The sequence below is a fragment of the Kitasatospora putterlickiae genome, assembly GCF_039527695.1.
Lineage (GTDB): Bacteria > Actinomycetota > Actinomycetes > Streptomycetales > Streptomycetaceae > Kitasatospora > Kitasatospora putterlickiae.
Genome location: NZ_BAAAKJ010000062.1, coordinates 1 through 12671 on the forward strand (window position 1 = coordinate 1; position 12671 = coordinate 12671).

General features: G+C 74.9%; 11 protein-coding genes. 8 read left to right on the forward strand and 3 right to left on the reverse strand.

Annotation, left to right across the window (positions count from 1 at the left end):
- The first annotated feature begins 165 nt into the window (after positions 1–165).
- From ABD308_RS06995 to ABD308_RS07020, 6 genes are all read left to right on the forward strand, one after another.
- The gene (locus tag ABD308_RS06995; protein WP_344329295.1) at positions 166–1185 is read left to right on the forward strand and encodes a carbon-nitrogen hydrolase family protein; all 1020 of its coding nucleotides are present in this window, start codon (positions 166–168) and stop codon (positions 1183–1185) included.
- Positions 1182–2306, forward strand: a complete 1125-nt coding sequence (locus tag ABD308_RS07000) for a cupin domain-containing protein (protein WP_344329302.1) — start codon at positions 1182–1184, stop codon at positions 2304–2306. The genes ABD308_RS06995 and ABD308_RS07000 overlap by 4 nt, the downstream gene beginning before the upstream one ends.
- 16 nt (positions 2307–2322) lie before the next feature.
- Entirely contained in the window at positions 2323–3228 is a 906-nt protein-coding gene (locus ABD308_RS07005) for a fumarylacetoacetate hydrolase family protein (RefSeq protein WP_344329309.1), read from the forward strand.
- Between the two features lie 20 nt (positions 3229–3248).
- Complete coding sequence (locus tag ABD308_RS07010) at positions 3249–4010, forward strand: maleate cis-trans isomerase family protein (RefSeq protein ID WP_344329318.1); 762 nt, start codon at positions 3249–3251, stop codon at positions 4008–4010.
- A 67-nt stretch (positions 4011–4077) separates the two neighbouring features.
- Positions 4078–4977 carry a PaaX family transcriptional regulator gene (locus ABD308_RS07015; protein ID WP_344329323.1) on the forward strand — a complete coding sequence of 300 codons (900 nt, stop codon included), beginning with the start codon at positions 4078–4080 and terminating at the stop codon, positions 4975–4977.
- Positions 4977–6593: an amidohydrolase gene (locus ABD308_RS07020; protein WP_344329328.1), complete on the forward strand. Its 1617-nt coding sequence runs from the start codon at positions 4977–4979 to the stop codon at positions 6591–6593. Before ABD308_RS07015 ends, ABD308_RS07020 begins: the two co-directional genes overlap by 1 nt.
- Here ABD308_RS07020 and ABD308_RS07025 read toward each other — a convergent pair.
- Positions 6590–7117, reverse strand: coding sequence for a hypothetical protein (locus ABD308_RS07025; RefSeq protein WP_344329450.1), 528 nt, complete (start codon positions 7115–7117; stop codon positions 6590–6592). The two genes, ABD308_RS07020 and ABD308_RS07025, sit on opposite strands and share 4 nt — an antisense overlap.
- 123 nt (positions 7118–7240) lie before the next feature.
- Here ABD308_RS07025 and ABD308_RS07030 point away from each other — a divergent pair, with 123 nt between their 5' ends.
- Complete coding sequence (locus ABD308_RS07030; RefSeq protein ID WP_344329333.1) at positions 7241–7945, forward strand: TetR/AcrR family transcriptional regulator; 705 nt, start codon at positions 7241–7243, stop codon at positions 7943–7945.
- 40 nt (positions 7946–7985) lie between these two features.
- Here the strand turns inward: ABD308_RS07030 and ABD308_RS07035 are convergent, their stop codons facing one another.
- Together ABD308_RS07035 and ABD308_RS07040 are read right to left on the reverse strand one after the other, a co-directional pair.
- A complete protein-coding gene (locus ABD308_RS07035; protein ID WP_344329342.1) occupies positions 7986–9623 on the reverse strand; it encodes an amidohydrolase in 1638 nt (545 codons plus the stop codon).
- 55 nt (positions 9624–9678) lie between these two features.
- Entirely contained in the window at positions 9679–11097 is a 1419-nt protein-coding gene (locus ABD308_RS07040; RefSeq protein WP_344329350.1) for an APC family permease, read from the reverse strand.
- Between the two features lie 312 nt (positions 11098–11409).
- Between ABD308_RS07040 and ABD308_RS07045 the strand changes: the two genes are divergently transcribed.
- Positions 11410–12651, forward strand: a complete 1242-nt coding sequence (locus ABD308_RS07045) for a cytochrome P450 family protein (protein WP_344329356.1) — start codon at positions 11410–11412, stop codon at positions 12649–12651.
- The last annotated feature ends 20 nt before the right edge of the window (positions 12652–12671 follow it).

The following is a 12671-nucleotide window of genomic DNA, read 5'->3' on the forward strand; positions in this document are numbered from 1 at the left end:
CCCCGGCGCGCGCTGGCCCGAGCCGTGGGCGGCGGGCGGGCGCCGTCCGCCCGGGCCGGGGGCCGACCGGGTGGCGCCCCGGCTGCGACTGGTGGTGCGCGAGCCCGCCCCGCCGGTGCACCGCCGCTGGCGCCCCGGCCCCGCCGAACGCCACGAGGAGGAGCGATGACCGAGCCCGTGTCGGCCGCGCTGCGGCTGCCCCGTTTCACCGCCGCCGCCGTCCAGGCCGCCCCCGTCTTCCTGGACACCGCGGCCACCGTCGACAAGGCGGTCGCGCTGATCCGGGAGGCGGCCGGGAACGGCGCCTCCCTGGTGGTCCTCCCCGAGGTGTTCGTCCCCGGCTACCCGTACTGGAACTGGACGATGAACCCGGTGCAGGGCTCGCCCTGGTACGAGCTGCTCTACCGCGCGTCGGTGGACGTGCCCGGCCCGCACGTGGACACGCTGCGCGCCGCCGCCCGGCGGGCCGGCGTGGTCCTGGTGATCGGCGTCAACGAGCGCGGCCCGCACAGCCTCGGAACGCTCTACAACACCCTGCTGGTCATCGACGCCGACGGCGAACTGCTCAGCGCGCACCGCAAGCTGGTGCCGACCTGGGCCGAGAAGCTGACCTGGACGCCCGGCGACGGCAGCACCCTCCGGGTGCACCCCACCGCCGTCGGCCCGCTCGGCGCGCTCGCCTGCGGCGAGAACACCAACCCGCTCGCCCGCTTCACCCTCCTCGCGCAGGGCGAACTCGTGCACGCCGCCGCCTACATCGCCCTGCCCGTCGCCCCCGAGGACTACGACATGGCGGAGGCGATCGCGCTGCGCGCCGCCGCGCACTGCTTCGAGGGCAAGGTGTTCACGGTGGTCTCCTGCTCCACCCTCTCGCCGGAGATCGCCGAGGCGATCGCCGGGGACGATCCGCGGCTGCGCGAGCGGCTCGCCCGCCCGCGCAGCGCGCTGTCCGGCGTCTTCGGACCCGACGGCCGCGCGGTGACCGAGCCGCTGGTGGACGAGGAGGGCATCGTCTACGCCGAGATCGACCTCGGCCGCTGCGTCCAGCCCAAGCAGATGCACGACATCGTCGGCCACTACAACCGCTTCGACGTCTTCCGGCTGCACGTGGACCACCGCCCGCTGCGGCCGCTCACGTTCGGCCCGCACCCCCCGAAGGAGCACCCCCCGAAGGAGGAGGAATGACCGGCAGGAACGACCACGACGACACCCGGATCGGCCGGGCAAGGGTCACCGACAATCCCGAACTCGCCGCTTACTACGATGAGTTGGAGAAGGTCGACGCGGGCGCGCTGTGGACCGTGGCCAATGAGATCGAGCCCTGGTACCCGCAGCCGAGGTCGGTGCCGGTGCTCTGGCGCTACGCCGATCTGCGCCCGCTGGTGCGCAAGGCGCTCCCGCTGGTCACGGCGGACGACGCCGGTCGCCGGGTGGTCATGCTGGTCAACCCCGGCCGCCGTGAACTCAGCGCCGCCGTCGGCCTGCTGTACACCGGCCTGCAGATCATGGGCCCCGGCGAGGCGATGACCGCGCACCGCCACCAGGCCTCCGCGCTGCGCTTCGTCCACGAGGGCACCGGCGCCTGGACGATCGTCGACGGCCAGAAGCTCAAGGTCGGCCCGCGCGACTTCGCCATCACGCCCAACGGCACCTGGCACGAGCACGGCAACGAGTCCGGGGACGCCCCGGTGATCTGGCAGGACGGCCTGGACATCCCGCTGGTCAACATGCTCGACGCCAACTTCTACGAGGTGCACCCCGAGCTGCACCAGCGGCCCGGCGAGGTGGCCAACTCCTCGCTGCTGACGTACGGCGGCAACCTGCTGCCGTACGGCGTGGAGAAGTGGACCCGCCCCTACTCCCCGCTGCTCGGCTGGCCCTGGGAGCCCAGCTACCACGCGCTCACCCGGCTCGCCCGCGCCGCCGAGGGCTCGCCCTACGACGGGGTGGTCATGGAGTACACCAACCCGGTCACCGGCGGCCCGGTGATGCCCACCATGAGCGCCCACCTCCAACTGCTGCGCCCCGGCCAGGCCACCCGCGCCCACCGGCACACCGGCTCCGTGGTCTACACGGCGGCCAAGGGGCGCGGCGTCTCGGTGATCGCCGGGCGGAGCTTCACCTGGCGGCAGGGCGACATCTTCGTGGTGCCGTCCTGGGCCTGGCACGAGCACGCGAACCTCGACCCCGGCGAGGACGCCTGCCTGTTCTCCTTCAACGACTTCCCGGTGATGCACTCGCTCGGCCTGTACCGCGAGGAGGCCTACCCGGACGACGACGGCCACCAGCCCACCCCCGCCCCGTGACCAGGAGCCCGTTCCCATGCGCCTGCTGACCTACCACGCCCCCGGCACCGACCGACCGCGCCTCGGCGCCCTGCTCGACGGGGACCGCGTCGCCGACCTGTCCGCGCTCGCCGAGGCCGCCGGCGCCGACCTGCCCGGCGACCTGCTCGGACTGATCCGCGCCGGGGAGCGGGCCCTGGCCACCGCCGGCGAGCTGGCCGCCGGGGCAGCCGAGGACCCGGCGGCCCTGCCCACCCTCGCCCGGCTCACGCTGGCGGCGCCGCTGCGCCCCGGCAAGATCGTCGGCGTCGGCCTCAACTACGTCGAGCACGTCGCCGAGTCGCACCGCACCCTGGACACCGACCGCGAACTGCCGGACCGGCCCGTGCTGTTCAGCAAACCCGCCACCGCCGTCACCGGACCCGGCGGGCCGATCCGGCACAACGCCGAGCTCACCGAGCAGCTCGACTGGGAGTGCGAACTCGCCGTCGTCATCGGCGCGCCCGCCTTCCGGGTGGCCGAGGCCGACGCCTGGCGGCACGTCTTCGGCTACAGCATCGTCAACGACATCAGCGCCCGTGACCAGCGCCGCTCCGGCCAGTGGTTCTTCTCCAAGGGCCAGGACACCTTCGCGCCGTTCGGCCCGGTCGTGGTGACCGCCGACGAGATCCCCGACCCGCAGCGGCTCGACCTCTCGCTGCGCGTCAACGGCGAACTGCGGCAGTCCTCCAACACCCGCCACATGCTGTTCGGCGTCGCCCGCCTGATCGCCGACATCTCCTCCGGCGTCACCCTGGAGCCCGGGGACGTCATCGCCACCGGCTCGCCGTCCGGCGTCGGCGCCGGGATGGTGCCGCCGCGGTTCCTCCAGCCCGGGGACCTCGTCGAGGCGACCATCGAGCGCATCGGCACCCTCGCCAACCCGGTGATCGACGCCCGCTGACAGGAAGGACCGTCCCCGCCATGGCCACCACCTACCGGATCGGCCAGATCGTCCCGAGTTCCAACGTCACCATGGAGACCGAGGTGCCCGCCCTGCTGCGGGCGCGCGAACGGGTCGCGCCCGAGCGGTTCACCTTCCACTCCAGCCGGATGCGGATGACCAGGGTCACCCCCGAGCAACTGCGCGGCATGGACGCCGAGTCCGACCGGTGCGCGGCCGAACTCGCCGACGCCCGGGTCGACGTGCTCGGCTACGCCTGCCTGGTCGCGGTGATGAGCGCCGGCACCGGCTACCACCGGGAGGCCGAACAGCGGCTGCACCGGCGCACCGTGGAGAACGGCGCGCCCGCGCCGGTGGTCACCAGCGCCGGTGCCCTGGTGGCCGGGCTGCACGCGCTCGGCGCGCGCCGGGTCGCCATGGTCACCCCCTACCCGCGGCCGCTGGCCCGCACGGTCGTCGACTACCTGGGCCACGAGGGCGTCGAGGTGGTCGACCACGCCGCCCTGGAGATCGTCGACAACCTCGACGTCGCCGCCCACGACCCGGCGAAGCTCCCGGCGATCGCGGCCGGGCTCGCCCACGCCCGGGCCGACGCGGTGGTGCTGTCGGCGTGCGTGCAGCTGCCGTCCCTGTCGGCGGTCGAGGAGGCGGAGCAGCGGCTCGGCAAGCCGGTCGTCTCCGCCTCGATCTGCACCGCCCACCAGCTGCTGCGCGCCCTCGGGCTGCCGGCCCACGCCCCCGGCGCGGGCCACCTGCTCTCCGGCGCGTTCGCGGAGGCCTGAGCGGACCGGCCCGGCCAGGACGCGCCGCCGCTATGATCACCACGAGCCGCCGGGGAGGAGGCCCATCATGCCCACCACGCCGCCGACGCCGACCGCCGCGCCCGCCGCGCTCGCCGCGTCGGAGAGCGCGCCCCGGCCGAGCTCGCTGATCCACACCGTCTACGGCGAGTTCGTCCGCCGGCTCGGCGGCTGGATATCGATCGCCGACCTGATCGCCCTGATGGCCGAGCTGGACGTGGACGCCCCCGCCGTCCGCTCGGCCATCTCGCGCCTCAAGAAGGCCGGCACCCTCCTCCAGGAGCGCCGCGACGGCACCGGCTACCGGCTCTCCCCCGCGATGGACCCGGTGTTCGAGGAGGGCGACCGCCGGATCTTCCACAGCCTGGAACCCGCCGCGCTCGCCGACGGCTGGGTGGTGGCGGTCTTCTCGGTGCCCGAGTCCGAACGCGCCCACCGCCACACCCTGCGCTCCCGGCTCAGCTGGCTCGGCTTCGGCAACGCCGCCCCCGGCGTCTGGCTGGCCCCCGCCCGGCTGCTGCCGGACGCCCGCCGGCTGCTGGCCCGGCTCGGCCTGGACGGCTATGTGCACCTGTTCCTGTCCGCCGAGTACGCCGGCTTCACCGACCTGCGCACGGCCGTCGCCGCCTGGTGGGACTTCCCCGCCATCGAGGCCCAGTACGCGGCCTTCACCGACGCCTGGCGGCCGGCCGCCACCGACCTGCGCGGGCGCCGCACCGACCCGGACCCGGCCGAGGCGTTCCGCGCCTACGTCCCGATGCTCACCCAGTGGCGCCGGCTGCCCTACCTGGACCCGGGCCTGCCCGAGCCGCTGCTGCCCGCCGACTGGAACGCCGTCGCGGCGCGGGCCGTCTTCACCGACCTGCACGACCGGCTCGCCGGACCCAGCCTGGGGCACGTCGAGAAGGTCACCGGCCTGCCGTCCGCCACCCGCCACCAGGAGCCGTGATGACCCGTCCGCCCGCCGACCTGCTGGTGCGCGCCGCCGCCGTGCACACCCTCGTCCCCGGCGAGCCGCCGCGGCGCGCGATCGCCGTCACCGGCGGCCGGATCACCGCCCTGTCCCCCGACCCGCACGGCCTGGACGCGCTGGCCGGACCGGCCACCGAGGTCGTCGACGCGCCGCACGCCACCGTGCTGCCCGCCTTCGACGACACCCACACCCATCTCGTCCTGGCCGGCCACAGCGTGCACGGCGTCCCCGTCCACCGGGCCGCCGACCTGCCCGGCTTCCTCGCCCTGATCCGCGAGCGCGCCGCCCGCACCCCCGCCGGGGAATGGATCCGCACCACCGTCAACTGGCAGGAGGTGAACCTGGCGGAGCAGCGGATGCCCACCACCGGAGAGCTGGACCGCGCCACCGCCGACCACCCGGTGCTGGTCCGGCGCGGCGCCTACAACATGGTGCTCAACTCGGCGGCACTGCGGCTCGCCGGGATCACCGCCGGCACCCCCGAGCCGCCCGGCGGCGTGATCGAGCGCGACGCGGACGGCCGGCTCACCGGGCGGCTGATCAACACGGCCACCGAACTCGCCGAGCGCGTCCTGCCGAGGCCCGGGCTCGCCGAGCGGATCGACGGCCTGCGCGCCGCCTCCGCCGCGTACGCGGCCACCGGGATCGGCACCGTCCGCGACTGCCTGGTCCCGGTCGAGGACCTCGACGTGCTGCGCGCCGCCCGTGACCAGGGCGCGCTCGCCGTCCGGGTCCGGGCGCTGGTCTCCGGCTTCGCCGTCCGCACCCCGGAGGAGGTGGACGGGCTGCTGGACCGCGTCGGCGACTGGCGCGCGGCCGGCCACGAGGACGCCCGGCTCTCCGTGTGGGGCGTCAAGTTCGGCATCGACGGCGGGTTCGAGGCGGGCGCGCTGGAGGAGCCGTACCAGGGACGGCCCTGCTACCACGGGCGGCTGCTCTGGGAGCCGAAGGAGCTGGCCGACGCCGTCGACCGGGTGGCCGGGCGCGGTCTGCGGGTCGGCGTGCACGCCTGGGGCGACCGCGGGCTGCGCGTCCTGCTCGACGTCTTCGAGGACGTGCTCGCGCGCCGCCCCGGGCTGCCCGCCGGCACGCTGGTGGTCGAACACGGCGGCCTCGCCCGGCCGGAACAGCGGGCCCGGGCCATCGCGCTCGGCGTCCCGGTGACCGTCCAGCACCCGCTCCTGCACGACGGAGCGCTCACCCAGCGGCGGGCCTGGGGCGCGGAGCGCACCGGCGCGCTGTTCCCGCTGCGCGAGTGGCTCGACGAGGGCGCGGAGCTCTCCGCGGGCTCGGACTTCCCGGTCGGCCCGTACGGGGCGATGCTCTCGGTGTGGGGCATGACCACCCGCCGGACGGTGGCCGGGGTGCTCGGCGCCGAGCACGCGATCGAGCGCGCCGAGGCGATCGCCCTGCACACCGTGAACGCCGCCCGGCTGACGGGCGAGAGCGCCGAGCGCGGCTCGCTGCGCCCGGGCGCGCTCGCCGATCTGACGCTGTGGCCGGCCGACCCGCTGAGCCACCCCGTCGACGACCTGCGCGACCTGCTGCCGGAGCGCACCGTCGTCGCCGGGCGCACCGTGCACCACGGCTAACCGTTCCCGGCGGGACGCACCTCCTGGAGCAGCCCCCAGGTGAAGTCCGCCGTGCAGGCACGGGGACGGCCGTCGGCGTCCGTGGCGGTGAAGTCCAGCTGGAACCTGGTCGGCGCGCCGCCCTCGCGCGGCACGGCGGGCGGGAACGCCTCCCCCACGTCGGCCACCACGCAGCTCCACGGCGTCAGCTCGGCGAGCGAACGCGGCGCGGGCGACGGACCGCCGGGCGCCCGCACCAGCCACGCGTTCAGCTCCGCGCCGCCCGGGCCGAGGAGCACCTCGAAGCGCAGCCCGGGCCAGAGCGGCAGCGCCCACTGCCGCGCGGTGCAGACCAGGTCCCCGATCCGCCGCGCCACCACCTCCTGCGGCGCACCGAGCACGGCGGTGTAGCGCCGCGCGCCGGACGGGAACCCCGGCGCGCGCACCATCGCCTGCCACCGCTTGTTCGCCTCGCGCATGCCCGCCCGGGTCGCCCCCAGCCGGCGCACCGCGTCCTCGACCAGCTCCGGCCGGAAGTCCGCCATCCGCCGCAGCAGCACCAGCTGGAACTCCGTCACTCCGAACCCCTGGACCACTCCGGCAGGTTACCCGGGTTGCCGTCGACCGACCCCTGTCCTACGTCAAGGATGTTGACGTAGCCTGCCGGGATGAGCGAACGCGTAGTGTCCGAGCCCCAGCGGCGGCGCCGCCGGCCCACCAAGCAGGGGGTCGTGCTCTCCCACGAGCTGATCGTCCACACGGCCCTGCGGCTGGTCGGGCAGCACGGCGCGGAGGCCCTCACCGTCCGCCGGCTCGGCGCCGCGCTGGGCGCCGACCCCAGCGCGGTCTACCGCTACTTCCAGAGCGCCGACGACCTGCTGCTCGCGATCGCCGAGGAGCTGATCGCCCGCGCCCAGGACGGCTGGCGCGCCACCGGGGACTGGCGGGCCGACCTGCGGGACATCGGCCTGCGGCTCCACGCCTGCTACCAGGCCCACCCGCAGGCCGCGCTGCTCGCCGCCCACCGCACCACCGGACGCGTCCACGAGATCGCCGCCGTGGAGGCGATCCTCGGTGTGCTGCGCACCGCGGGCTTCCCCGATCCGGAGGCCGTGCGGATCTACCACGCGTTCATCGACCAGAGCCTCGGCTTCGCCGTCCTGGACGCCGCCGCGCTCGCCCTGCCGGCCGTCGCGCACTCGGCGGACCTGCGGGCCTGGAACGCCTCGTACGCCCGGCTCGACGCCGCGGCCAACCCGCACATCGCCGCCACCGTGCACCTGCTCGCCGCCGACATGCGGCACAGCGGCTACCCGTACGCGCTGGACCTGCTGCTGGACGCCGCCGCGGCCCGGCTCGCGGCCACGCGCTGAGCGCGGGCGCGGGCCGGGCCGCCGCGGCGGGCCTGGCCGGTCAGTCGGCCGCGTGCACCAGCTCGCCGCCGACGTAGGTCCGCAGCACCCTGGCCTCGGCGATCTCCTCGGGCGGGCCGGTGAGGATGTCGCGGTCGAGGACGACCAGGTCGGCCCACCGCCCCGGGGCGAGGACGCCGGCGTCGTCGTGGCCGTTCACGAACGCCGACCCGGCGGTGTAGGCGGCGATCGCGGAGGCGAGGTCGAGCCGCTGCTCGGGCAGGAACACCCGGTCGTCGGCGGCGACCGGCTCCCGCCGGTTGACGGCCACGTGCAGGCCGGCCAGCGGGTCCGGGCTGCTCACCGGCCAGTCGCTGCCCGCCACGAGGGTGGCGCCGGCCCGCTGGAGCGCGCCGAACGGGTACTGCCAGGCGGCGCGCTCCGGGCCGAGGAACGGGATGGTCAGCTCGTCCATCTGCGGTTCGTGGGCCGCCCACAGCGGCTGCATGTTGGCGACGGCGCCGAGCCGGGCGAAGCGCGGCACGTCGTCCGGGTGCACCACCTGGAGGTGCGCGAGGTGGTGCCGGGTGTCGCGCCATCCGTTGGTGGCGCGGGCGGCCTCGATCGCGTCCAGTGCCTCGCGCACCGCCCGGTCGCCCAGCGCGTGGAAGTGCACCTGGAAGCCCAGCGCGTCGAGTTCGGTGACGTACCCGCGCAGGGCGAGCGGATCGACGAAGCTGAGACCGGAGTTGGCGGTGGCGCAGCCGCAGCCGTCCAGGTAGGGGCTGGTCATGGCGGCGGTGAAGTTCTCCGCGATGCCGTCCTGCATGATCTTCACCGAGCCGGCCCGGAACCTGCCGTGCGCCAGCGCGGCACGCCGCTCGACGAGTTCCGGGATCTGCTCGGCGCCCCGGTCGCGCTCCCACCAGAGCGCACCGGTCACCCGGGCCGTCAGCGCGCCGGAGCGCGCGGCGGCCAGGTAGGCGTCGGACGGGTCCGGCTGGCCGTTGAAGACGCCGAGCAGGGCGTCCTGCCAGCCGGTGACGCCGAGCGAGTGCAGCAGCCGCTGGGCGCGCAGCAGCCCCTCCAGCCGGTCGGCGGCGGTGACCGGCGGCAGCATCCGGGCGACCAGGGCGGTGGCTCCCTCCTGGAGCACGCCGCTCGGGGTGCCGTCGGGCTCCCGCTCGATCCGGCCGTCGGCCGGGTCGGGGGTGTCGCGGTCGAGGCCGGCGAGCACCAGGGCCCGGGTGTTCGCCCAGGCGCCGTGGTGATCGCGGTTGGTCAGGTAGACCGGGCGGTCCGGGACGACCGAGTCGAGCAGCTGCCGGGTCGGGAGTCCGCCCTCGAAGCTCTCCATCGACCAGCCGCTGCCGGTGATCCACTCCTGCTCGGGGTGGGCCTCGGCGTAGCCGCGGATCCGCGCCAGGTAGTCGGCGACGCCGACGGTGCCGGTGAGGTCGCAGGAGGCCAGTTCGACACCGCCGTAGACCGCGTGGATGTGCGCGTCCTGGAAGCCGGGCAGCAGCAGCTTGCCGGTGAGGTCGACGACCTCGGTGCCGGGACCGATCAGCTCGCGGACCTCGTCGTGGCCGACGGCGGTGATCCGTCCGCCGGTCACGGCCAGGCTGCTCGCCCGGGTGCGGGCGGCGTCGCCGGTGTGCACGGGGCCGCGGGTGAGGACCAGATCGGCCTTGCTCATGGGTGGTGCTCCGTTCTCGGGTCGTGCGGGGTGGTTCACGGTGGTGCGGTCCGGCTCAGCGGGCGTCACCGAGGAAGTAGGGCGAGCGGCGCCGCCAGCGGGCCCAGGCCGCCACGGGCAGGCCGGTGACGATCATCATCACCGCCACCGAGAGCTGGAACCAGCCGTTGTCGGCGGCGAGCTCGAAGTGGTCGGTGGAGTCGTAGAAGGTCCAGGCCAGGTACCCGCCGACGAACAGCAGGGTCGCCGCGCCGAGCAGCGGGCCGACCACCGCGCGCAGGCCCTCCAGCAGGTCGGTGCGCAGCAGGTGGCGGAAGCGGACGGCGGACGCGACGGCGGTGAGCGCGTAGTAGAGCGCGACGACGATGCCGATCGCGTTGACGGCGGCGGAGACGAGGTCGTTGACGGTCGGCACGGTGACCGCGCAGAGCGCCAGCACCACCGCGACCCCGGTGATCAGCAGGGTGCCCACGGCGGGCGTCGAGTACTTGGGGTGCAGCCTGGTCCACACCGGGCCGAGCACGCCGTCGCGCCCCATCGCGTACATCCCGCGGGCGGTCGGGATCACCGAGGACTGCAGGGAGGCCACCGCGGAGAGCATCAGCGCGATCAACGGCAGCGCGGCCAGCGGCTGGTCGGCCAGCCGGGCGCCGAAGTAGGCCAGCCCGTGCGCGCCGTTGTCCGCCAACTCGTCGAGCGGGAGCACCCGTTGGAAGGCCGTGCCGGCGAGCAGGAACATCAGCAGCATGACCACGAGGGCGAGCATGCCGCCCCGGGAGGCGTCACGCGCGTCGCGGACCTCCTCGCCGACGCTGAACACCGACTCGAAGCCCCAGTAGCAGAACACCGCGAGCACCATGCCCTGCGCCAGCGCCTCGAAGGACGGGATCGCGAAGGGGTTGAACCACTGGAGCGAGAACGGCTGGTCACCGGCGAACAGCCCGTACCCGCAGAAGCCGAGCAGCACCGCGTACTCGAAGACCAGCAGCGCCTTCTGCAGCCGTGCGGCCAGGTCGAGCCCGCGCACCGCGACCAGCGCGGCGCCGACCAGGACGGCCAGGCCGATCAGGGTGCACTGCACGGTCGAGTCCGCGTCCAGCCGCAGGCCCGCGACGCTGCGCAGGTGGGCCAGGTCGAGGAGCTGGATGATCGAGGAACCGGTCACGGTCGTGGTGTAGGCCATGAACACCACGGTGCCGACGGTGTTCACCCAGCCGGTGAGGAAGCCGAGCCAGGGGCTGAGCGTGCGGCCGACCCAGCGGTAGCTGCTGCCGGCGTCCGGATCGGCGGCGTTCAGCCGGCCGTAGCCGCCCGCGATGGCGAGCACCGGGAGGAACGCCAGCAGCATGATCGCGGGCAGGTGGAGCCCGACGACCCCGGCCATCAGACCGAGGCCGATGCCGATGCTGCTGGTCGCGGCGGTACTGGAGGCGGCGATCGCCGCCCCGTCGAGGAGGCCGAGGGAGCGCCGCATGGAGACGTGGGGGCCGTCCGCGTCGATTCTCGGTCCGCTGCCCGTGGCCTTCGCCGTCGATGCCAAGGGATCACCGCCTTGTCGTGGGGGTGTGAGGGTGGGGGAAGTGCGAGCCATGAAACCGGGGGTGCCGACTCACGTCAATGCTGTTGTCATAAGGAGGGTAGGCCCCGCTCACGCCGGTCCTCGGGGGGCGCCGCCCCCGGGCGTGCGGAACGGTGCGTGAGCGCCCTTTCGCCACCGCGCCGGCGGTCGTACGGTCGCACCACCGGCCGACCGTTTCCGACCGCCGCTCCCCCTCCAGGAGGGCCCATGGAACCCCGCTGCCCCTACACCCACACCCTCGACACCCTCGGCACCGACCTGCACGGCGAGGCCGCCCATCTGCGCACCCACGGCCCGGCCGCCCGGGTCGAGCTCCCCGGCCGCGTACCGGCCTGGTCGGTGACCCGCGCCGACGTCGCCAGGAGCCTGCTCGCCGACCCCCGGCTGGCCAAGAACGCCCGCCGCCACTGGCCCGACTGGATCGAGGGCCGGGTCGGCCCGGACTGGCCGCTGGCCAGCTGGGTGGCGGTGGAGTCGATGTTCACCAGCGACGGCGCGGACCACCACCGGCTGCGCACCCTCACCGCGCCCTCGTTCGGGCCCCGCCGGGTGGAGGCGCTGCGGCCCCGGGTGCGGGCGATCGTCACCGCCCTGCTCGACGGGCTGCGCGCGACCGCGCCCGGCGAGACCGTCGACCTGCACACCCGCCTCTCCTACCCGCTGCCGACCACGCTGATCTGCGACCTGTTCGGCGTCCCCGAGGAGCAGCGGCCGGAGGTGCGGCGGGTGGTGGACGGCGTGCTGGCGACCGACGCCACCCCCGAGCACGCGAAGGGCGTCCTCGACGACCTGTTCGCCGCCATGGCGCGGCTGGCCGCCACCAAGCGGGCCGAGCCGGGCGACGACATGACCAGCGAACTGCTCGCCACCCGCGACGCCGAGGGCTCCCGGCTCAGCGAGCACGAGTTGATCTCCACGCTGATCCTGATGATCGGCGCCGGGTCGGAGACCGCCGTCAACCTGATCGACCACGCGGTGGCGCTGCTGCTCTCCCACCCCCGGCAGCTGGCGCTGATCCGCTCCGGCGGGGCGACCTGGCGCGACGCCGTCGAGGAGACGCTGCGGCTGGAGGCACCGGTGATGCACCTGCCGTTGTACTTCGCCGCCGAGGACATCGACCTGGGCGAGAGCGTGGTGATCCGCGCGGGCGAGCCGGTCATCTTCGACTTCGGCGCGCCCGGACGCGACCCCGGGCTGCACCCCGACCGGCCGGAGGAGTTCGACCTGACCCGGCCCGACAAGACCCACCTGGCCTTCGGCCACGGCCGCCACTACTGCCTGGGCGCGGCCCTCGGGACGATGGAGGCGGAGGAGGCCCTCAGCGCCCTGTTCGACGCCTTCCCCGGCGCCGAACTCGCGGTGCGGCGGGATGAGCTGCTCCCGCAGGAGTCGTTCATCGTGAACGCCCTGCGCTCCCTGCCGGTCCGGCTGGTCCCGGCCGCCGGATAGCCCGGGTGCCGGTCGGGCCG

Coding starts and splice junctions, on each gene's coding strand:
- ABD308_RS06995 (WP_344329295.1), top strand. CDS start 166: ATGACCGAGCCCGTGTCGGCCGCGCTGCGGCTGCCCCGTTTCACCGCC.
- ABD308_RS07000 (WP_344329302.1), top strand. CDS start 1,182: ATGACCGGCAGGAACGACCACGACGACACCCGGATCGGCCGGGCAAGG.
- ABD308_RS07005 (WP_344329309.1), top strand. CDS start 2,323: ATGCGCCTGCTGACCTACCACGCCCCCGGCACCGACCGACCGCGCCTC.
- ABD308_RS07010 (WP_344329318.1), top strand. CDS start 3,249: ATGGCCACCACCTACCGGATCGGCCAGATCGTCCCGAGTTCCAACGTC.
- ABD308_RS07015 (WP_344329323.1), top strand. CDS start 4,078: ATGCCCACCACGCCGCCGACGCCGACCGCCGCGCCCGCCGCGCTCGCC.
- ABD308_RS07020 (WP_344329328.1), top strand. CDS start 4,977: ATGACCCGTCCGCCCGCCGACCTGCTGGTGCGCGCCGCCGCCGTGCAC.
- ABD308_RS07025 (WP_344329450.1), bottom strand. CDS start 7,117: ATGGCGGACTTCCGGCCGGAGCTGGTCGAGGACGCGGTGCGCCGGCTG.
- ABD308_RS07030 (WP_344329333.1), top strand. CDS start 7,241: ATGAGCGAACGCGTAGTGTCCGAGCCCCAGCGGCGGCGCCGCCGGCCC.
- ABD308_RS07035 (WP_344329342.1), bottom strand. CDS start 9,623: ATGAGCAAGGCCGATCTGGTCCTCACCCGCGGCCCCGTGCACACCGGC.
- ABD308_RS07040 (WP_344329350.1), bottom strand. CDS start 11,097: ATGCGGCGCTCCCTCGGCCTCCTCGACGGGGCGGCGATCGCCGCCTCC.
- ABD308_RS07045 (WP_344329356.1), top strand. CDS start 11,410: ATGGAACCCCGCTGCCCCTACACCCACACCCTCGACACCCTCGGCACC.